A 21,540-nucleotide genomic window follows, 5' to 3' on the forward strand; every position below is an offset into this window, starting at 1 on the left:
AAATAAATTGGTTTTAATATCAACTTTTTATTAAATAGCTAAACAGAAGTTTTCGGGGTATTCAAAATGGTAGTCGCTTGTTAGAGCGGCCCGAGCTGTGAATGCTATCAGAAGGCTGATAATAACAGTCACTCGCTTTAAAGCGAACGACTACAAAAATTTGACTGTACAATAATTGCCCAATCTGCAAGTACAATTTTTATTGTTTTGTATGATGAGTCAAAGTTTCCTTTTTATCCGATTGCTGTTATTTCGAATAACAGGTAACTTTACCAGTAATAAAACTTCAATTTGTTAAACACGTAATCAAAAAACATGAGCCCTTTAAATATCCTACACTTATCAGATTTTCATATTGGAAATTTTCGTTACAATGACCCACGTACATTAGCAGTTAAAATAGCCAATACGCTCTATGATTCGGCTAAAAAAGTAGATGTCGTCGTAGTTAGTGGAGATATTTTTGATGGTCGAAGAGGAGAATTAGATTATGAGGAAGATAGAAAAAAAGCTATTTTACTATTTGATACACTTATTGCTCAATTAATCGCAAATGAATTAGCAGTTGATAGTTTTAGCAAAGAAGATATTTTATTTGTTCCTGGCAATCATGATTTGGTAAGAGAAAAAAGTCGTGAATATGAAAAATATGATGCTTTTATAGATGAGTATTACACTGGTGGTCGCAGAAGTGTTAATGTAGTGTTCTCAGATAAATATTCATTTTATTATGTTTTTCCAGAAAAGAAAATTGCCATTTTGGGTTTCAATTCTTGTAAAATTGAAACTGAGGCAGTTAAAGCAGAAGAGTTAAAATGGGTTGATAAGATTGACTTATCTTCCTTTCCAGAGGCTGATAAAATCAAAGAAAAAATAAAAGAGGAAAAAAGTAAAGAAAAAAAATGGGATGATTTCGGCTACATAGATACGTTAGAAATGAATAACTTATTTCGGAAAGTTAAAAAAGAAGTCTCCAACCTTTCGGAATATACTATTGTTGCAACATTCCATCATCACTTTTACCCTTTTCCTGAAATTGTAAAGAAAGATGGTGACCCAAGCTGGATTCGCAATTATCAAGAAGTTGTTGATAATTTCTTCCGTCATAATGTAAGCATAGTTCTACATGGCCATAAACATCTTTCTATTCATCGAGCTGTAACTGATAATAAATATTTTGAAAACCCTGACGCAGTTATTTACGTATTAGCCGCAGGTAGTGCTGGTTGTAATGATGTTTACAACCCATCCTTTCAATGGCTTCGAGTATTTGAAAAACAAGCGGCTAAAATTGCAGAAGCTGAAAGGTATGACTTCAAAGATGAAGAATTAGGTTCAATTACGCCTTTTATATTACCTCCACAAAAGAAAGAAGAAAAAAGCGTATCAATTCAACTTTTAGAAACACTTCAAACAGAAGACCCTGAGCTATATAAAAAATATATAAACCTTACCGATAGCTTTGAGCAAGTTTTTCAAGATAATAATATTGATAAAATCATTGAGGTCATTAGTGGTTTGATTACCATTTTCAAAGATATTAATCGTGAGTTACAAAGAGACTCAAAATTGGTTTATTGCTTATTAATATGTATCAATTATAGAGTTATCTATTTGAGAAATATACGTATTAAGGATAGCAAAGGCAATTTGAATGTTTTGTTAAATAATTTAGAAACCGCTATCAATGAATTGTATTCAGAGGGAAATTATGCTCAAAACCTACTATATTTTCTAAAATCTACAACTAATAAAGAGCTTGACGATACATATTATGAAAAAATCATGAAAAATGTAAAAGTATCTGAAAAAAGGAACTCTGCATATCTTTCTATTGGCGTTTTTTTTACTGATTTGTTCTTAAATATTAGTCAATATGGCGAATATTACTTTGAAAAGGAAGGCATAAAGCATAAAATCAATATAAAACTTGATAAAGATGTTTTTTATGACAATATTCCAAATCAAACAATTTCTATTGAAGGAAATATAGATAGAAGGGCAATTATTTTGAATTTTAAGTGCAAAAACCCAACGGTTCATAAAATTGCTGTATTGATTGTTAAAGATTTTGAAATGAGGTTAACAAAGTTCGAGGATAGCCTAAAAGAAATCAATTTAAAACTTTACTATATACTTCCAAAGGTACAACCCGATAAATATGATTTAGAGAATTTCCATTTTGATGCTTATATCCCTACGCTTTTACCTTTGTTGACAGGCGATAATTTGTACAAACAAAAAGAAGTATTTATCAGAGAGCTTGTACAAAACTCAATAGATGCAGTTTTATTGAGACAAAAAATACAACCTAATGAAACATTTGATAAAACTATCCGTATTGAATTAGGTACAGAAAGAAGAGGGCAAAAGCAAGTAAAATATTTCAAAATCATTGATGAAGGTATCGGTATGACAAATTTTACAATTGAGCGGTATTTTACAAGTATTGGTAGAAGTTTTTATGTTTCTGAGGAATTTGACGAACTACAGAAAAATAAAAACATTAAATATCAAGCAATAAGTAACTTCGGAATTGGTTTTCTCTCATCCTTTATGGTATGTGAGGAAGTCTCAGTAAAAACCAAAAGTATTTTGGATAATGGTGCTGGATTAGAGATTGAAATACCCAACTATGAAGGATGTTTTTTTATTAGAAACCATGAAAAGGAAAGTATTGGAACAGAGATAACATTATATGAAGATAAACGAAATCTTTTTGATTTTAAGAAATTTGTTGATTATGCAAAAAAGGTATTTCTAAATACTCCTCTTAAAGTCGAAATTATAGACAAAGGATTAATAGATTCAAAAGTAACCATTGAAAATCATTCTCTTCAAAACCAATTAATTTTAGAACAATTAAGAAGAGACAAAAAGCCAATCTTCTTCATACCTTTTACTGATAAAGGAGCTGGTGAATTATCATGGAATGATTTAAATTCAAAAAAAATAGAAGATTTGCCAAAATTTGGGGTTTATTTTGACTTTTCAGATTTTAAGCCAAAAAATCAAAAAAATAGTTATATTTTCAATAAAACACTTAATCAAGGCTTATCAATTTCAGAAAATTACAATTTTTTAAAAATAAATCAAGAAATATATCCTGTTCAATATACAAATTTTTCAAGTGCTGTTATTCAATTAGATGTTTCCAGAGAAAAAATCATACAATTAAAAGATGGATTCAGACTTAAACAAGATGTCATAGTTGAAAACCTAAAAAAACAGATTGAAGGTTATGTACAAGACAACTCCTTCACAAATCATCTATTCCCAATAGAAATAGATCAAGTTATAAACTTCTTAAAATTAGGACTTTTGGGTGACAATTCAAGTTTAATAAAATTCACATATTCAATGAAAATAGAGATTTATAAAGATGAATATCTTCAACTATCTTTAATACAAAATTGTCTAATTCCAGAAGAATATGATACCTCAAACATAGTTTATTATAATATAAACTATGATTTAGGAGTGTTTATTGAGAGTAAAACTGTGCTACATAGAAATAAGATAGCGGAGAAATATTCAAAATTAACGCAGGGGGGAAGAAAGGAAATAGACAAACTTGTTGAATCCAAATTAATAAACGAAATTTCTAATAGATTCCAGTTTTTAAGAAGATTTCAAATGGAACATTTTGATTATTATGAATCAATAAAAATACTGGAACACAGTATAGATGCAGTTCAATTTGAAAAAAATGAGGAAATTCAAATAACTGAACAAATAGAAATAATAGAGGAGATTAAAAGAGCGAAGGAAATCAAGTATATCAGACCTTATTCAACAAAAAAAGGCATTGTAATGAGAAATTTAATAAATGGTAACGAGGACAAATACGAATTTGAGAAGATTCAAGTTAATAAAGATTTAGGCATAAGAGAATATTTAAAGAATAGTAAAAGAAAGTACACGAAGGAGTTATTAGAAGAAGGGGTATTAAACAATAAATCTTCTGATAATATTATTGAACAGAATATTAATGATTTGTTCTTTTTATTATCTCGATACAATTTTAATCCATCAGAGAAAACATCAAAGTATATACTTTTATTTTATGAATCAATATTTGAAATTTTTTACTTATCATTAATGTCATCAATAAAAGTAAAAGATATAGAAAATCAAAAAATCAAGCTTTACTTACAATAATACTTCTTGCAATCACTCGCATCTGCGACGGGACAGCCCGAGCCATGACGCCTATCAAAAGGCTTCTACCTCTGAATTGTACGTTTCAACATGAGTTGTACATCATAAATTTTGAAAAAAGCAAACGCCTCCATGCAACTCCCTCTTTATCAAGTTGATGCTTTTACCGATACTCTTTTTGGAGGAAACCCCGCCTGCGTAGTGCCGCTTGAAACGTGGCTGCCCGACGAACTTTTACTGAAAATTGCGAAAGAAAATGCCGTGGCCGAAACCGCTTTTTTTGTGGACAAAGGCGACAAAATTCAGTTGCGTTGGTTTACGCCCGAAATTGAAATGGATTTGTGTGGCCACGCTACCTTGGCTACGGCGCATTGTCTAAAAACTAGTCTGAACTACCCCAAAGACACCCTTATTTTTGAAACCCTGAGCGGCGATTTACGCGTGTCGGTGCAGCAGGAATTATACCAACTGGACTTCCCTTCCCGAATGCCCGTAGCCGCCACTTTGCCATCGGTAATTTCGGCAGCGTTGAATCTCCAACCCCAAGAAATTTACAAAGCCAGAGACTACGTATTGGTGTACGAAAATGAAGCCCAAATCAGAAGCATCACCATCGACAGGCAGTTCTTTGACCAAATCAACCTCGACCCAGGCGGCGTCATCGTCACTGCCGTAGGCGATACTTGCGACTTTGTCTCTCGTTTTTTTACCCCCCAAGCCTCCATTTTAGAAGACCCCGTGACGGGTTCTGCGCACTGTTCGTTGATTCCTTTTTGGGCAAAAAGATTGTCAAAAACGTCGCTCTACGCCCAACAAGTGTCTGAGCGTTTGGGAAAATTATACTGCGAAGACCAAGGAGAGCGCGTCCTCATTAGCGGCCAAGCCAAGACCTATTCGGTCGGAAGTTTCTGGGTCGAATAGTGAATAGAATGACCCTAATTTACACAAGCCGCTCAAAATCAATATGCCTGTAAAAAACACTTTCTTGTGCCACCTTACAATCACTTTTATCAAAAGACTCAGTCGCGTTTGGAAACAGGTTGAACGCATTAAAAAAAGTAGCCTCAGCGAGGCTAAATCTTAGTAGAAAAAAGAGGTAAAGGACATCCAAAAGCCCCATCGGGGTGATATCTTTCACCGAACGTCGGCCGTCCAGATAGGGATTGGGGGGATTTCATTCATTTTTCTACTAAGATGTAGCTCCTCTGGAGCAATCAATAGCCATTCTACATTTTAATGCGTTCAACCTGGTTTGGAAACCTTTAGCATACAATAAAATCTTTTCAACAGATTCCAACATGACCAGTAAAGGCTTCCTCTCCTCTGGCAAACGACCCAAATACCCCCAACTGTTGGTATTTCGCGACCTTTTTCATTTCTCCAATTTTATTTTGATGGATTATTGAAGCTAACAATGCTACACAAAATCCCACGACCTAAAAACAATAGTCATGTTAGCGTAGCTCCAAAAAAGCGATGCCCAAAGTCTCAAACTACCTACACCTCCCTAACAAAGTGGGGCGAAAATCGTTGTCTGTCGAAGAAAATTGCTGTTCGTCTATTGAGGCTTGAAAGGGAAAAGAGCGTGTCGTTGTTTTGAACAAAAAACAACACAACTCCCATGAACACGCCTTTCAAATCCCTCGCTTTTGGCATTCTTTTCGTTGCTTCCTTGGTTTCGTGCACCAAAGAACCCAGCTTACCCCCCAAAGAGCGTTTTTTGAGTGACAAACCGTGGTACGTTACGGCTTACACCGTCCAACTAGGTAGTCGCTACGAAGATAGGCTTTCGGCCATGCCCAATTGCCTCAGAGACGACATGTACGTTTTTACGGCTAAAAAACAATACGAGTATAACGCTGGCGCGACCAAATGCGCCCCCAACGACGCACAAGTCATTCATACAGGTATATGGTCATTGAGCGAGGATGGCAGTACCCTCAAAATCAACATCAAAACGGGCGATTCAGGCTTGGGTTTGTACGAATACAAAGTCACCGAGCTATCTGAACACATGCTTCAACTCCAATTCAGCGACGGCGGTTTCGTCTATCGGCTCTTGTTTGAGCATCCGTAAAACCTTCATTTTTGCCAACAACTCCCCACTTTTCACCTCAAAAACGAGTAAGGAAAGCCCTTTTTTGACTTAGTACACTGTTTTCCACCAAAGGGCTTTCCTCCTAATGACCCGCCAACCTGACCAATTACTGCAAGTACGCAACCTTTCTAAGTCGTTTGTGGGCGTGAAGGCCCTCGACCAAGTCCAGCTCGACCTTAAAAAGGGCGAAGTCCATGCCGTCATGGGCGAAAATGGAGCGGGGAAATCCACCTTCATGAAGATTTTGATGGGGCTACTCTCTCCCGATTCGGGGGAAATTTGGCTTGAAGGTGACATCCTAAAAAATGCCGACGTCAACGAAACGCTCAAACGCGGTATTTCGATGATTCACCAAGAAATGCTCATCGTGCCCGAGTTGACCGTTGCTCAAAACATTTTTTTGGGTCGCGAAAAAACCAATTGGCTCCCTTTTTGGCTCGACGACACCCACACCAACGCCCAAGCCGAAGCCATTTTACAACAAATGGGCGTGGACATTGCCCCCACTACCCTACTCAAACACCTGAGCGTAGCCGAAATGCAAATGGTCGAAATCGCTAAGGCCATTTCCAACAACGCCAAGGTCATCATCATGGACGAGCCTACTTCGGCCATTTCGGACAAAGAAGTGGCCACCTTGTTCAAAATCATCAAAGACTTAAAACAACAAGGCGTCGGAATCCTGTATATTTCGCACAAAATGGACGAGATTTTTCAGATTTCGGACACCATTACTGTCTTGCGCGATGGGCAATACATCGGAACAAAACCCGCTTCCGACCTCGACCAACCTACCTTGATTTCGATGATGGTGGGGCGCGAAATCACCAATCTTTTTCCCGAAATCGTTCCTTCCAAGGGCGACGTAGTGCTCTCGGTCAAACAACTCACACGTCAAGGGGTATTTTCTGACATCACGTTTGAGGTACGCAAAGGCGAAGTTTTGGGTTTGGCAGGCCTGATGGGCGCGGGTCGGACGGAAGTGGCACGGGCTATTTTTGGACTAGACCGTTATGATAGTGGCGAAATTCAACTCAACGGACAAACCGTTCGCGTCCAGTCTCCCGCCGAAGCCATTGCCTTGGGCATTGGTTATGTCAGCGAAGACCGCAAAGGGCTGGGCTTTATTCCTGCCATGACCATTCAGGATAATATTACGCTTTCGAGCCTCCCGCAACACGCCAAAGCAGGCTGGGTAATGACCGACAGCGAAGCAACCGTTGCCGCGCGCATGATGCAAAACTTGCGTATCAAAGCCACGGGCGCGGCTCAAAAAGTAAGCCATCTCAGCGGTGGAAACCAACAAAAAGTGGTCATCGCCAAGGTACTTCAGGCTGCTCCCGACGTAGTGATTCTGGACGAACCTACGCGAGGCATCGACATTGGGGCGAAGTTTGAAATTTATAAACTTATCAACGACCTAACGGTGCAAGGTATCGCCGTCGTGATGATTTCGTCGGAATTACCCGAGATTCTTGGACTTAGCCACCGAATTCTGGTGCTGTCGAAAGGTAAACAAACCGCCCTGCTCTCCACTACCGAAGCCACGCAGGACATGATTATGAAATTTGCAATGCAATAGGAAACAAAAAAAATGAATACACTTTTAACTCGTTCAAAAAACCTTGGCCAATACGGCATATTTGGGGCTTTTGTGGTGATTTGCTTGGGATTGGCCGTCATCAATCCACAGTTTATGACCGTCTCCAACTGGACCATCATCATCACCCAAGTATCTATCAATGCGCTTTTAGCCTTTGGGGTCACGTTTGTCATTATTACGGGTGGCATCGACCTTTCGTTGGGCTCGATGGTCGCCGTGACGGGCGTCGTGGCAGCTTCACTGGCGCATCCTGATACCTACCCCGTCATTGTACCCATCGGTGTTGGGGTGCTTTCGGGCGTCGCGATGGGTGCGCTCAATGGGTTGGTTATTACCAAAAGCAAAGTCCCCCCCTTCATTGTGACGCTGGGAATGATGACCATTGGGCGCGGTTTGGCCTTGATTTTGAGCAAAGGCCGTCCCATTTCTAACCTTTCCGATTCGTTCAATTTCATTGGCGGCGGTAGCCTTTTAGGAATACCCTTTCCCATTCTCATTTTGGTCGTCTTTTTTATCCTTTGTACACTTCTTCTCAAAAAAACGGTGTTGGGGCGGTATATTTACGCCGTTGGAGGAAACGAACAAGCAGCAACAGCCTCAGGAATTCGGGTCAATAAAGTCAAAATGGCCGTTTATACTTTGTGTGGCGGCTTGGCAGGTTTGGCAGGAATTCTTCTAACGGCCCGCATCACCACAGGACAGCCCAACGCAGGGGCAGGTTTTGAACTCGATGCCATCGCAGCGGCCATTATTGGTGGCACCAGTACCTCGGGCGGAACGGGTACGATGACTGGCACGCTCATTGGCGCACTCTTGATTGGCGTCATCAGCAACGGCCTCGACCTCCTCAACGTCACGTCGTATTACCAACAAGTGGTCATGGGGGCGATTATTATTGGAGCGGTTGTACTTGATAGTTGGAATCAGAAGAAATAGTTTCCGATAGCGCGAACGTCCCGTTCGTGATATTTATTATTAGGCTTCTAGCCCACAATGCACACGCAGAACCTTTGTGAACTTTGTGCCATTCTTTGAGTACTTTGTGGTTATTATTATTCACTGACATTATTTATAAACATTACAGAACACGAATGAAACGTACATTAATTGGTTCGGCGCTTTGCGCTTTATTATTGGTAGGTTGCGGGCAAGGTAGCAGCGACAACAAAGAAGCCAACGGTGACAAAAAAATGAAGATTGGGGTCACGATGCTCAGTATGCAAAATGAGTTTATCGTGAAAGTAAGCGATGAAATTGAGAAAAAAGCCCAAGAAATGGGCGTTGAACTCATTGTTGTCGATGCCGAGCGCTCCGCCTTGAAGCAAGTAGAGCAAGTCGAAAGCTTCATCGCGCAGAAAGTCGATGCCATTATCATGAACCCCTGCGAAGTAGAAGCCAGTTCGCCCGCAGTGACCAAGGCATTGGCCGCTAAAATCCCCATTGTTAATGTCAATTCGGAAACCAGTGCCGCCCCCACGGCCTTTGTGGGCTCAGACGACGTAGAATCGGCGCGGATTGCGATGAATTATATTGCAGAAAAACTCGGCGGAAAAGGCAACATTCTGATGATGCACGGCTACATGGGACAAGCCGCCCAAATCAAACGGGAACAAGGCGCGCGCGAAATCCTTCAAAAGAACCCTAATTTGAAACTACTTGCCCACCAAACGGCCGAGTGGGACCGCGCCAAGGCCATGTCGCTCATGGAAAACTGGATTCAGTCCTACGGTGCAAATGTCAACGCCGTTTTTGCCCAAAACGATGAAATGGGCATGGGCACCGTGAATGCCCTGACGGCTGCTGGTATGAAAGACAAAGTCATTGTGGTCAGTATTGATGCCATTCCAGACGCGCTACAAGCCGTCAAAAAAGGGACACTCAACGCAACTGTATTCCAAAACGCCCAACAGCAAGGTGCCAATGCCCTCGAAACGGCCGTTAAAATTGTAAAAGGGGAAAAATTTGAAAAACAAACCTTAATTCCCTTTCAGCTCGTGACCAAGGAAAACGTAGAAACGTTCCTAAAATAGTGTTGTAAAAGAAATATTTTTTACAAACAAAATTACATTTTTTCAATCAACACCAATGGTCAAAATCAAGTAACTAACTGACAAATAAAGATTTAACAAAACCCCAAAAGGGGATAAACCATGCAAAATCGGTTTATCCCCTTTTTTTATACCAATGATACAGGATTGCATAGGATAGTTCTCTCAGCCCTACAAAGCATATTTGTATAATGTCAGGGATTTGTAGAATTATTTAAAGTCCTGATACCATTCTATTTATTTATAAACACTTAATTTTTTACACCATGCAAAAAAAGTTTATCCTACTTCAGGGTAGAGGCAACTTGTGTGTAGGCATTATTGCCTTACTATTACTTGTAGCTACCAGCTCATTTGCCCAAAACGCCATCAAGGGAAAAGTCTCTGCCAAGGACGGAGAAAGTCTTGTTGGAGTAAACGTCGCCATCAAGGGCACCACCCGTGGTACCAACTCAGATGCCGACGGAAACTACAAACTTGACGTACCCAACGGTTCAACCCTTGTATTTAGCTACATCGGGTATCTTACCAAAGAAGTCGCAGTAGGTTCACAAACAACCATTAATGTGATACTCGAAACGAATGACAAAATTTTGAATGAAGTTGTGGTCGTAGGTTATGGTAGCCAAACAAAGAAAGAAGTAACGGGGGCGGTTCAGACCATTTCTTCAAAAGAGATTAAAGATTTACCTGTATCTCAAATTGGCCAAAAACTTCAAGGACAAGTTGCAGGGGTTCAAATCAACCAAACAACGGGTAAGCCTGGCGTTGGGATGAACATTCGTATTCGTGGGCAGCTTTCAGTTTCTGGGGGAAGCGACCCTCTTTATGTCGTGGATGGTTTTCCTATCACGGGTAATATTGGCGCACTAAACCCTGACGAAATTGAAGACATTTCGATTTTGAAAGATGCGGCTTCGACTTCATTGTACGGTTCACGGGCTGCCAACGGGGTAGTACTTATCACCACAAAAAGAGGTAAAAGCGGACAAACTAACGTAAGTTTCAACGTATTTACTGGAACGCAGGTAGTGCCTAAAAAAGGTCGTTTTGCGATGATGGATGCCGTTGAGTTTGCACAGTTTAAGAAAGAACACTACGAAGACTCAAACCTTCCAGTGCCAGTTGAATTCCAAAATCCTTCTCAATACGAAGGTAAAAACAACGACTGGTATGATGCCCTCCTCCGCCGTGCGCCAGTACAAAGCTACAATTTGACCCTAACGTCAAACAAAGACAAAGTAAGCACGTCGCTTGTTGCTGGGGTATTTAACCAAGAAGGGGTGGTATTAAACACCAAATATCAGCGTTATTCACTCCGTTTGAACAGCGAGTACAAGGTTTCGGATAAAGTAACGATTGGGATGAATATTGCACCACAGTACGTTTTCGACAATACGCCTCGTACGGATGGTGACCGTGGTACTGGTATTTTGTTTAATGCCATTCACACGTGGCCAATCATGCCTATTTATGACGAAAAAGGGGACTTGACCCTTTTCAACCGTTTCCCATCTAGCACAGGTAACATTTTTGCGTATCCAAACTGGGTGCGTGCAGCGTATGAATTGAAGAATGAAACAAAACAAACCAACTTACTTTCTAACGCTTACATTTCGTATAGCCCCATCAAAGGCTTGACGTTAAAGTCGTCGATGAACGTAGAATTGCTTAACCAGAAGTTCTTCTTCTTTAACCCATCTACTGCAACGAGTGCCATCAACACTGCCGTACCTGTAACGGCCGTTTCGATTCGTCAATCCACCGATAACTTTGGCTGGTTGAACGAAAACTTGGCTACTTATTCTAAGTCATTCAATGACCATAACTTTGAACTTTTGGCAGGTTATACCAACCAAAGCTTCCGCAGTGAGTCGAGCCGTATTCAAGCAGATACTTACTCGGACGACCGCCTTCCAACGATTCAAGGAGCCATCAACATCGCTCGTGGTGGTACCAGCAGCAACGTACAAGAATGGAGACTGACTTCATTGCTTTCACGTTTGACTTATAACTACAAAGGCAAATACCTCTTCACTGCCTCTATTCGTCGCGATGGTTCTTCTCGTTTTGGTTCAAACAACCGCTGGGGTACTTTCCCATCATTATCAGCAGGATGGGTTGTTTCGGACGAAGATTTCATGAAAACTTTCGACAAAATCTCGTTTGCTAAGTTGAGAGCAAGTATCGGTGTAACAGGTAACAACAACATTGGTAACTATACACAGTACGCCCTTATCAACAACACCGTAAACGCAGTTTTTGGAAGCAACGTAGCCCCAGGTGCAGCGGTAACATCACTTGCTAACGCCAATCTTGGATGGGAAACAACCCGCCAAATCGACTTAGGATTTGACATTGGTTTCCTCAATGACCGCTTCCAATTGACCTACGACTACTACACTAAAAACACTACCAACTTGTTGTATGCCGTTCAGATTCCACAGGAATCAGGCTTCGGTAACTTCAATGACAACATTGGTGAGATTAAGTTTTGGGGCCATGAAATCTCGCTTAACACGCGTATTCTTAGCACAAGCAAGCTCAAGTGGAACGTAAATGGTAACATTTCGTTCAACCGTAACAAAGTACTTGCCTTGGCTGATGGTATTGACCGTGTGTATGGTTTGCACCACATCACTCGCGTTGGTTATCCTTTTGGACAATTCTACGGACACCAAGCGAACGGGGTATATCAGAATGCTGAAGACCTCAAAAACTCACCTATCGTTCCTGGACGTTCTTTTGTAGGAACTATCAAACTTGTTGACATCAACGGTGACGGTGTAATTACTAACGGTGGTGACAAAGACGACCGCACAATTTTGGGTAACCCATTCCCAACATTTACCTACGGCCTTACCACTAATTTAACGTATGGTAACTTTGATTTCAGTGTAGTGGGTTCAGGTTCACAAGGCAACCAACTATGGGTTCGTCACTTGTACAGTACTGCTAACCTTGATGGGGTATTCAACCTACACAAAGAAGTGAAATACCGTTGGCGCTCAGAAGCCAATCCTGGCAAAGGATTCTACGGAACAACTGTAGGTGGTGGTACCGTGACGGGTATCGAGCGTGACTGGCAAAATAGCCGTTTTGTGGCTGATGCGTCTTTCTTTACCATCAAAAACATCACGGTTGGTTACACCATCAACAAGCCAAACAAAGTGTTCCGTTCGGCACGTATCTATGCTTCTATCCAACAAGCAGTAGTGTTTACGAAGTACTGGGGTGGATCTAACCCTGAAACCAGTGCACAGCAAGATGGTGGCGGCGACGGTGGTAACCTTAGCCCAGGTGTTGACTTGTTCAACTACCCTGTTCCACGTACATCAACCATTGGTATCAACTTTAACTTCTAAACCAACGGTTTAACCAAAATCACTGAATGACATGAAAAAATCCATCATATTTTCTATTGCGTTAAGCTTGGGTGCTTTTAGTTGCAACACCGACGAATTTCTTACCGTAACGCCTGAAACCGCCCTTAGTTCGGCCACTTTTTTCAAGACAGAGTCTGACTTTATTCAAGCTGTCAATGCAGCTTACGTTCCGCTGCGTTCGCTCCACAATATCAACTCACACTTACTCACAGAGCAACACTCTGACAATGCTCGGTATGTACGTAACGTACTCTTTGGAGCTACCGAAAACCAGTCGAACTTGGCAGACTTTAACGTACCGACGGCTAATGGTATTACTACCAACAGCAACGTACTGACAGCCTATCGTCAAAACTTTTTGATGATTGCGCGGGCGAATCAGGTATTGGCCTTGATTGATGCCTCTACCATCCCAGATGCCACAAAGAAAAACGTAAAAGGACAAGCCCTGTTTCTAAGAGCTTTGGGGTATTTGGATTTGGCGCGTTATTTCAACCGTGCTCCCCTTCAACTTACTCCAGTAGGCAACCGTTCGGAAGCTGCTGCTGCACTTGCTACGGGAGATCAGTTGTATGCTCAAATCATCAAAGATGCCACAGACGCTATTGCTTTACTTCCTGCCAAATCAGCGCAGGAAGCAGGCCGCGCTACGTCAGGTTCGGCTCGTGCGTTGTTGGCAAACGTCTATATGATTCAGAAAAAGTGGACAGATGCTGAAACCCAACTTCGTGCCATTGTTTCGAGCAATGAATACAGCTTGATGCCAAATTATGCTGATGCTTTCTCAACCAGTACAGGTAACAAAAACACCAAAGAATCAGTTTTTGAAGTACAGTATTTGGAAGGTTCGGCTGGGCTTAATGGCAACTTTTTGTATAACATGGTTCCTTACCCAATCGCCGCTAACGAACTTGTTACCATTACAGGTACTAGCAATGCGCAACCATTATCAGGAGAAGGCAATAATATTCCAACCCCTGATTTGATTGAAGCTTACGAAGCAGGCGATAAGCGTAAAGAGGCTACCATCGGGATGATTACGTTGAGCGGAGCATTACATGCAGATAAGACTTTCCCGTACATTAAAAAATACGCGAAACCTCACGCTTTGCACAACAACCACGGCATGAACTGGCCAATTTATCGCTATTCTGAAGTGTTATTGTTCTTGGCAGAAGCGTTGATTGAGCAAAATAAACTTGCTGATGCAACTCCATTCCTCAACCAAGTTCGTACACGTGCTGGCTTGGCCAACACCACTGCTACAACCCAAGCAGCCCTCCGCGATGCCGTTTATCAAGAGCGCCGTGTGGAGTTGGCATTTGAGTCGAAGCGTTTGCACGATTTGGTTCGTACAGGTCGTTTGGAAACTGTCATTAAAGCCTACGGCGACCGCGTGAAGGCAAATAAAGCACGTTACTATTTCCCTGCGGAAGGTTTCGTACCAGCCGATGCGTTTACCATCATCACCCCCTATTACGGACTTCCAGCTGCAGAAGCCGATTTGAGTCCTAATTTCTAGTTGTTTTCCTTCGAGCCGATTGCCGCAGTCGGCTCGAAGTTTTTTTGATTCATGGAGGGCTACGTAGCCTATTTTTCAAAGACTAAGGTAAAATAAGATAGGAAACTCTCTTTTACAGTACTATTACGATTCCACCCATTAGAACGTTGAACTTAAATTTGTATCCATATTTCTATTCCTATGTTCACTAAACACCGCTCTATCCGCGCATTTCTAGTGGCTTCCGCCCTGTTTACACTAGCGGCGTCTTTTACAATCCTCAACAAAACGGAGCCCGCTGTCAACGGCCGCGACAACCCGAAGGTAGAGAAGCTTCGTCTTCAGCCTGGTTTCAAAGCAGAGCATTTGTACAGCCCCTCCGAGAACAAACAAGGTTCTTGGGTTGCCATGACTTTTGACAACAAAGGCCGTATGATTGCTTCTGACCAATACGGTACCCTCTATCGTCTTGAGTTACCGCCGATTGGCAGCACAGGAGCACCCAAAGTAGAGCCGCTAAAAATTGGGAAAAGCGCCGCAATTGATACAGTCGGAATGGGGTATGCAAACGGGCTATTGTATGCGTTCAATAGCTTGTATGTGATGATTAACAACAGTAAAAACAACAAAACATTTCCACGTAAAAGTGGTTTGTACCGTTTGCAAGATACTGACAATGATGACCAATACGACAAGCTTACCTTGCTAAAAGAACTGGCTGGCGATGGCGAACACGGCCCTCACAGTATTATCTTATCACCCGACAAGCAATCGCTTTATGTCATTTCCGGGAACCATACCGACGTTCCTAAAATGGATGCGTATCGTTTGCCTGCTACTTGGCAAGAAGATAACCTTTTCCCGCTTATCAAAGACCCGCGCGGCCACGCCAACGACCGTATGGCGCCAGGTGGCTGGATTGCCAACGTTGACCCCGAAGGTAAAAATTGGGAGTTGATTAGTGCAGGTTATCGTAACGCCTTTGACATGGCCTTCAACGAAGTAGGTGATTTGTTTGTGTATGATGCCGATATGGAATGGGATTTTGGTTTACCTTGGTACCGCCCAACCCGTATTTGCCACGCTACTAGCGCTACTGAATTTGGTTGGAGAACTGGTAACAGCAAGTGGTCGGCTACTTGGCCTGACAACATGCCTGCACTCATGAACATCGGTCAGGGATCACCAACGAACCTTGTTTACTTGAGAGATGCCAAATTCCCTGCCAAATACAAGAAAACTTTGTTGGCCTTCGACTGGAGCTTTGGGATTATGCACGCCATTCACCTCAAACCATCTGGCTCTACTTACACTGGCGAACACGAAGAATTTATTTCGGGTATTCCGCTTCCGCTTACGGATGGTGTTGTTGGTCCAGACGGTGCTTTGTACTTTATGACTGGTGGTCGTCGTCTTGAGTCGGATGTGTATCGTGTCTATTACACAGGCACAGAAAGTACAGCCTCTCCTGCCCCAACGGCTATTACAAAAGAAAACGAGCTTCGCCGTAGTTTGGAGAAATTCCACGGCGAGCCAAACGCAAAAGCAGTGGCAACGGCTTGGCCTTATTTGAAACACCCAGATCGTTTCATTCGTTATGCGGCACGTTTGGCCGTTGAGCATCAGCCAGTAGCTGAATGGCAAGACAAGGCTGTGAGCGAAAAAGACCCAATTACGTCCATCAACGCCATCATCGCGCTTGCTCGTCAGAACAAAACTGAGTTAAAAGGAGCAATGCTTAACTCATTGTTGAGTATCAACTTCAAGTCGTTGACTGAGCCTCAACAAATTGATTTATTGCGTGCCTACGAGTTGGTGTTCTTGCGCACAGGAGCTCCCGATGCTGCTACAGGCACAAAAATTGCCGCAGCGTTGAATCCATCTTTCCCCGCTAATGCTAACAGCTCTGACCTAAACCGTCAATTAAGCAAAATTCTGATTTACTTAGAAGCTCCAGGTGTAATCCCTAAAACATTGGCCTTGTTGGAAGCCAAAGAACAACCTACGAACCTTACCGCAGGTGGTGAAACGGCAACCGCATCGGCTGAGTTAATCATGCGTAACCCCCAATACGGTTTGGACATTGCTGACATGTTGAAAAGTATGCCTCCTGCACAGCAGACGTACTATGCCACCATGCTTAGTTTAGCGAAAAAAGGATGGACTCCTGAGCTCCACGAGCGTTATTTCAAGTGGTTCTACAAAGCATTTAGCTTTAAAGGTGGACGTAGCTACGTTGGTTTTATCGACCGTGCGCGTAAACTAGCGTTGAAAAACGTACCAGAAGGCAAGACGGCGTATTACGACAAGCTCTCGGGTGGTGAGTTATTGAGCAAGAATGGAAATGACATTGCAAAAGTAACTTATCCAAAAGGCCCAGGTCGCCAGTGGAAATTGGACAATTCTGTAGCGGCAGTAGAGGGTAAATTGACAGGCCGTAACTTTGAAAACGGTAAAAACATGTACGAAGCCATCACTTGTAACCGTTGCCACAGTATGCGCGGAGAAGGTGGAAGTATCGGACCTGATTTGACTCAGTTGGGTACGCGTTTCTCTACCAAAGACATGTTAGAGGCCATCATTGACCCAAGTAAGAGCATCTCAGACCAATACGCGGCTACGCACTTTACGCTCAAAAATGGCGAGTCTATTGTTGGTCGTTTGACCAACGAAGACGCCAACGCGTATTACGTGTCTCAAAACCCGTATGAGCCTGAGAAAACAATGAAGTTGCTCAAGAAAAACGTCGCTTCGCACAAATATTCTCCAGTTTCTATCATGTTTGGAAACTTGATCAATAGCTTGAACGAAGAGGAATTGAAAGACTTGATGGCGTACTTGATGGCAGGTGGAAACGAGAAAAATGCAGTTTTCACTCAAAAGTCAGGTGACAAGTAACACTGACAACTTTCCATATCAAAAAGGGAGGCCACGCGGCCTCCCTTTTTTTTTAAGTGTTAGCGAAGTTTGTTTAAAGTTTTACCCGCAGATTGGCGCAGATTTAAAGTCGCAGATGAAATTATTTACTGAAAATTTTAGCGAGTTCTTTATTCAAGGTCTCTCCTTGTAAGTTTTTTGCAATGATTTTTCCCTCAGGATTAATCAAGAAATTTTGAGGAATAACCTGAATATTGTATTGTTTGGCTATGTCTGATTGCCATACTTTTAACTCCGAAACATGCGTCCATTCAAGACGATCTTTGTGTATTGCATTCAACCAAGCTTCTCTCCCATTGGGCCTATCCAACGATACCCCTAAAATGGTGAAGTTTTTGTCTTTGTATTGATGATAATTTTTAACAAGGTTTGGATTTTCCGCTCGACAAGGTCCACACCAACTTGCCCAAAAATCAACCAATACATATTTTCCTCGAAAACTGCTTAAAGTCACCGATTTCCCCGAAGTATCTGGCTGAGTAAAATCAGGAGCCATTGCTCCTACCGAAACCGTTTTAATAAGGGTTAATAATTTTGCGTAATCCTTTCCTAGTTTACTGCCTTTTATTTCCTCTGACAAGGCAATGTACATCGGTTCTAATTCAGTAATATCGCTATAAGTAAAATTTGAATATTCTTCCAAAAGGCACAGGCTAAGCATCGAAGTGGTATTTTCCTTGATAAACTGAGCTTTAATCTGCCACATTTTATCGTAGAGCAAATCCTGCTGTTTCACAAACGCCTTAGTAAACGCTTGCTGTGCTTTTTGTTCGGAGGTAGCTGATTGATATTCTTTATCTATTTGTTTCAACTGGTCTTCGGTGGATTTAAATGCCATTTTAAGTCGTTGATGGTCAATATTCATGGGTGAAACTACAACTGCGTTTTCAATGGAGTCAGCACTAGCCACCGTAATAGTGCCTGGTTCTATATAAAGCCTAATCGAAGCTTTCCCAGTCGAAATCCATCCGTAGTAGGGTCGATTTATAGTTCCAGTAACAACAAATTTCCCATTATAAATCTGCGCGGAATCCGTATGCCCAACAGACCCTATTCCGTAAACTACATAAATTTTGGCTTTGGGGGCAACATTCTTTAATTCTCCTTCGATTCGATAGTTGTTTTGAGCCCAAAGGAAGATGGGAGCTAAGAAAAGTACGGCAAATAGAAAAGGTTTCATCATAGTGCGTTTTTTTAATAATCATTAAATCCTTGACTACCAACAAAGATAAATAAATTACATATATAATTTTAATACATATAATCAATAAAAAAGACCTTCCAAGTTTTTGAAACTTGGAAGGTCTAGCTATAAACCAAACCCTATTTCCCCAATTCTTGCTCCCAATGAGTGGGAAGGCCGTCGAGGCTAATCAGGTTCTTTTCTCCAACGTAGTCACGTAATCCCTCTTCCCCTTTTTTCTCGGCCCAATCGAAGTGAATCGAACGCTCGCCCACGTAGTCAAACAACGGGATGCCAAATCCACAGGAGGTTTGCACCAAGTTGATTTCTGCAACGATGAGCTGACGCGTACTTGGATAGGTCGTAAACTGAGGGACGTATTTTTCCCACTCAGGCGTATTGGGTAAAACGACTTTTCCGCGACCGTAGAAGCGCAAAATATTGGGTGTTTTATCAAACGAACAAAACATAAACGTAATCCGCCCATTTTCGAGGGTATGCGCCGACGTTTCGTTTCCACTTCCTATCAAATCCATGTATCCCACCTCCGTATCGGAGAGGATTCTGAAACTGTCTAATCCCTTGGGCGAAAGGTTGACGTGGCCTTCCGTACTATTTGGGGCCGTAGCGACAAAAAATAGGTGCTGTTTTTCGACAAACGCCCGATGCGCTTCTTCGATTTTTGGATAAAACTTTCCCACGTTGTTATTTTTTTACGATTGGTAAACGGATTTGTGACGGGTAAAGCGTAGAATGGTGAATTTGGTTATGCGCCACCACACCTTGTTTCTCATCATAGTTATTACCACCTGTGTTCAAATTTCGTTCAAAACGAGGAAAATTACTGCTCGAAACCTCAATCCGAATGCTGTGGCCTGGGGCGAAATAGTTGGAAGTGGACATCGGGCTGAGGGTAAGTTTATAGACTTTGCCTTTTTCCATCATTACCTCTTTGTCAAAACCTTCACGATAGCGAGCGCGCAAAATGGTTTCGTCCAAATTATACGCCTTGCCATCAGGATATACATCCAAGATTTTCACCGTAAAATCGGTATCCTTCGCATCCGAAGACACGTACAACGTCGTTTCGATCGAACCCGTCACTTCTACCCCATCTTTGAACGGTTCGGTGGTATAAACCAAAATATCATTGCGTGATTCCATTTGGTGTTGGTCAAACGAACCACCCTGAACGGCATTGCCCGTACAACACACATTGCCCCCGTACGAAGGCACTGGATACGCTGGGTCGTACGTAAACGAATCCATTTTATCGTCTTTCGTCAAAGGCTGCGTTGTCAATTTCCCGTCTCCGTGCAAGCTATTGGCGCGGCCCCCACTGTTCAAATAATAGGTCATCATTTCGGCATTGGCAGGCGGCCACGTATCCGACGATTGCCATTTGTTTGAACCCATGGTGTAGTACTTAACGCGGGGCGTTTTTTCGGCAAAACCATTGGCTTCTCCTTTCAAATGAAGATCAAACCAGCCGTAGGTCATGCTGTCGTAGTCCAAACGGGCATCACCTACGCTGCGTTCGCCCACGATGGTGTTTTCAGATGCGCGTTTGTAGGCACAGTGGAGCGTCGGAGCAATGACTAAAAACTGGTTATCCGCAATTTCTTTGGTTTTGGCATTTTTACGAACGTGGTTAAACAACGCCAAATTTGGGCTCGACGACACATCGTACCACGACACAAACCAGTAACTTGGCTTAGTGAACGGCATATTGTCGTGATACAACCCACCTTTAAACCACTCAGGGTCATTGGGTTTGCGGCGAATCATGTTTTCATATACCCCTTGTTGTCCATTCACATTTTTGATAATGTCCGAAACGGGCAAGTGACGCAGGGCTTTCGACCAATCGACGGGAGGCATTTCGGTAGCTAAATCAAAATAGCGTGATACGCGCACGAGCTGCTCTTGGGTAGCATTTTTAGGAAATTCGGGGCGAATGACGTCGTTTTGAGTACCGTACAACCAAGCCGTGAACAGCATTTGTTGCGCTCCCCCACGGTACCAGTTTCCCTGCTCCCAAAATTCTCCTACTTTGCCCACTCCCGCGCCAAATCCTTGGGGAATCATGGCGGTATGAGCAGGGTGGTTGAGCGACGCCACGGCCATCTGCCATTCCGCCGTAGAAGAACAACCCAACGTCCCGATTTTACCATTGCTCCACGGTTGTTTCGACATCCATTCAAAAGCGTCGTAGCCATCCGTTAGCGGTGTACCTAAAATGTCCCACGTACCTTCCGAGAAGAAACGACCGCGCTCATTCTGAACCACATACGCATATCCTCTGCGAACGGCTTCGTAGGCAGCTTGGTAGGTTCCTGTACGCATTTCACCGTTCCCCCACGAGTTAAAATTATAGGGTGTTCGTGAAAAAATAATGGGGACGGGTTTATCGCCTTTGGGCCGATAAATGTCGGTTGCCAACCGAACGCCATCGCGCATGGGCATCATCACTTTTTGGTCGATGACCGCTATGGCTTCGAGTTTTTTTAAGATTTCATCCTGCGCTCTGGTGCCAAGCGAAACAAGGAGTGTGACAACGAGAAGGTAATTGAGTTTTCTCATGTGATTAGTTTGGTGATAAAACAAAAATGGTACTTCACTC

At 42.3% G+C, this 21,540-nt stretch carries 12 protein-coding genes; 9 read left to right on the plus strand and 3 right to left on the minus strand.

Annotated features, from left to right (window positions below; translation table 11 throughout):
- Positions 1–315 precede the first annotated feature (315 nt).
- The 9 genes from AC23N5_RS14430 (at position 316) to AC23N5_RS14470 (ending at position 17,695) form a co-directional block, all read left to right on the plus strand.
- Complete coding sequence (locus AC23N5_RS14430; protein ID WP_487756131.1) at positions 316–4,161, plus strand: metallophosphoesterase family protein; 3,846 nt, start codon at positions 316–318, stop codon at positions 4,159–4,161.
- A 132-nt stretch (positions 4,162–4,293) separates the two neighbouring features.
- Positions 4,294–5,082: a PhzF family phenazine biosynthesis protein gene (locus tag AC23N5_RS14435; protein WP_487756132.1), complete on the plus strand. Its 789-nt coding sequence runs from the start codon at positions 4,294–4,296 to the stop codon at positions 5,080–5,082.
- A gap of 700 nt (positions 5,083–5,782) precedes the next feature.
- Entirely contained in the window at positions 5,783–6,238 is a 456-nt protein-coding gene (locus AC23N5_RS14440) for a hypothetical protein (RefSeq protein ID WP_487756133.1), read from the plus strand.
- A gap of 106 nt (positions 6,239–6,344) precedes the next feature.
- The gene (locus AC23N5_RS14445; RefSeq protein ID WP_487756134.1) at positions 6,345–7,841 is read left to right on the plus strand and encodes a sugar ABC transporter ATP-binding protein; all 1,497 of its coding nucleotides are present in this window, start codon (positions 6,345–6,347) and stop codon (positions 7,839–7,841) included.
- A gap of 12 nt (positions 7,842–7,853) precedes the next feature.
- Positions 7,854–8,798 (plus strand): ABC transporter permease, encoded by a 945-nt coding sequence (locus AC23N5_RS14450; protein ID WP_487756135.1) that lies wholly within the window; start codon positions 7,854–7,856, stop codon positions 8,796–8,798.
- A gap of 155 nt (positions 8,799–8,953) precedes the next feature.
- Entirely contained in the window at positions 8,954–9,892 is a 939-nt protein-coding gene (locus AC23N5_RS14455; protein ID WP_487756136.1) for a sugar ABC transporter substrate-binding protein, read from the plus strand.
- A 284-nt stretch (positions 9,893–10,176) separates the two neighbouring features.
- A complete protein-coding gene (locus tag AC23N5_RS14460) occupies positions 10,177–13,275 on the plus strand; it encodes a SusC/RagA family TonB-linked outer membrane protein (RefSeq protein WP_487756137.1) in 3,099 nt (1,032 codons plus the stop codon).
- A gap of 31 nt (positions 13,276–13,306) precedes the next feature.
- Positions 13,307–14,818 carry a RagB/SusD family nutrient uptake outer membrane protein gene (locus AC23N5_RS14465; RefSeq protein WP_487756138.1) on the plus strand — a complete coding sequence of 504 codons (1,512 nt, stop codon included), beginning with the start codon at positions 13,307–13,309 and terminating at the stop codon, positions 14,816–14,818.
- A gap of 180 nt (positions 14,819–14,998) precedes the next feature.
- Entirely contained in the window at positions 14,999–17,695 is a 2,697-nt protein-coding gene (locus AC23N5_RS14470) for a c-type cytochrome (protein WP_487756139.1), read from the plus strand.
- Positions 17,696–17,816: 121 nt separating this feature from the next.
- Here AC23N5_RS14470 and AC23N5_RS14475 read toward each other — a convergent pair whose 3' ends face one another.
- From AC23N5_RS14475 to AC23N5_RS14485, 3 genes are all read right to left on the minus strand, one after another.
- Positions 17,817–18,917 carry a redoxin domain-containing protein gene (locus AC23N5_RS14475; protein ID WP_487756140.1) on the minus strand — a complete coding sequence of 367 codons (1,101 nt, stop codon included), beginning with the start codon at positions 18,915–18,917 and terminating at the stop codon, positions 17,817–17,819.
- 140 nt (positions 18,918–19,057) lie between these two features.
- Positions 19,058–19,618 carry a pyridoxamine 5'-phosphate oxidase family protein gene (locus AC23N5_RS14480; RefSeq protein WP_487756141.1) on the minus strand — a complete coding sequence of 187 codons (561 nt, stop codon included), beginning with the start codon at positions 19,616–19,618 and terminating at the stop codon, positions 19,058–19,060.
- A gap of 4 nt (positions 19,619–19,622) precedes the next feature.
- On the minus strand, positions 19,623–21,500 hold the full coding sequence (locus tag AC23N5_RS14485) for a CocE/NonD family hydrolase (protein ID WP_487756142.1): 1,878 nt from the start codon (positions 21,498–21,500) through the stop codon (positions 19,623–19,625).
- Positions 21,501–21,540: the final 40 nt, after the last annotated feature.

Source organism: Runella sp. R5_40, from assembly GCF_057652295.1.

What these genes read in the sequence shown, in the direction of transcription:
- AC23N5_RS14460 (WP_487756137.1), top strand. Translation starts at nt 10,177, where the DNA reads ATGCAAAAAAAGTTTATCCTACTTCAGGGTAGAGGCAACTTGTGTGTA.
- AC23N5_RS14435 (WP_487756132.1), top strand. Translation starts at nt 4,294, where the DNA reads ATGCAACTCCCTCTTTATCAAGTTGATGCTTTTACCGATACTCTTTTT.
- AC23N5_RS14450 (WP_487756135.1), top strand. Translation starts at nt 7,854, where the DNA reads ATGAATACACTTTTAACTCGTTCAAAAAACCTTGGCCAATACGGCATA.
- AC23N5_RS14455 (WP_487756136.1), top strand. Translation starts at nt 8,954, where the DNA reads ATGAAACGTACATTAATTGGTTCGGCGCTTTGCGCTTTATTATTGGTA.
- AC23N5_RS14470 (WP_487756139.1), top strand. Translation starts at nt 14,999, where the DNA reads ATGTTCACTAAACACCGCTCTATCCGCGCATTTCTAGTGGCTTCCGCC.
- AC23N5_RS14475 (WP_487756140.1), bottom strand. Translation starts at nt 18,917, where the DNA reads ATGATGAAACCTTTTCTATTTGCCGTACTTTTCTTAGCTCCCATCTTC.
- AC23N5_RS14440 (WP_487756133.1), top strand. Translation starts at nt 5,783, where the DNA reads ATGAACACGCCTTTCAAATCCCTCGCTTTTGGCATTCTTTTCGTTGCT.
- AC23N5_RS14430 (WP_487756131.1), top strand. Translation starts at nt 316, where the DNA reads ATGAGCCCTTTAAATATCCTACACTTATCAGATTTTCATATTGGAAAT.
- AC23N5_RS14445 (WP_487756134.1), top strand. Translation starts at nt 6,345, where the DNA reads ATGACCCGCCAACCTGACCAATTACTGCAAGTACGCAACCTTTCTAAG.
- AC23N5_RS14485 (WP_487756142.1), bottom strand. Translation starts at nt 21,500, where the DNA reads ATGAGAAAACTCAATTACCTTCTCGTTGTCACACTCCTTGTTTCGCTT.
- AC23N5_RS14465 (WP_487756138.1), top strand. Translation starts at nt 13,307, where the DNA reads ATGAAAAAATCCATCATATTTTCTATTGCGTTAAGCTTGGGTGCTTTT.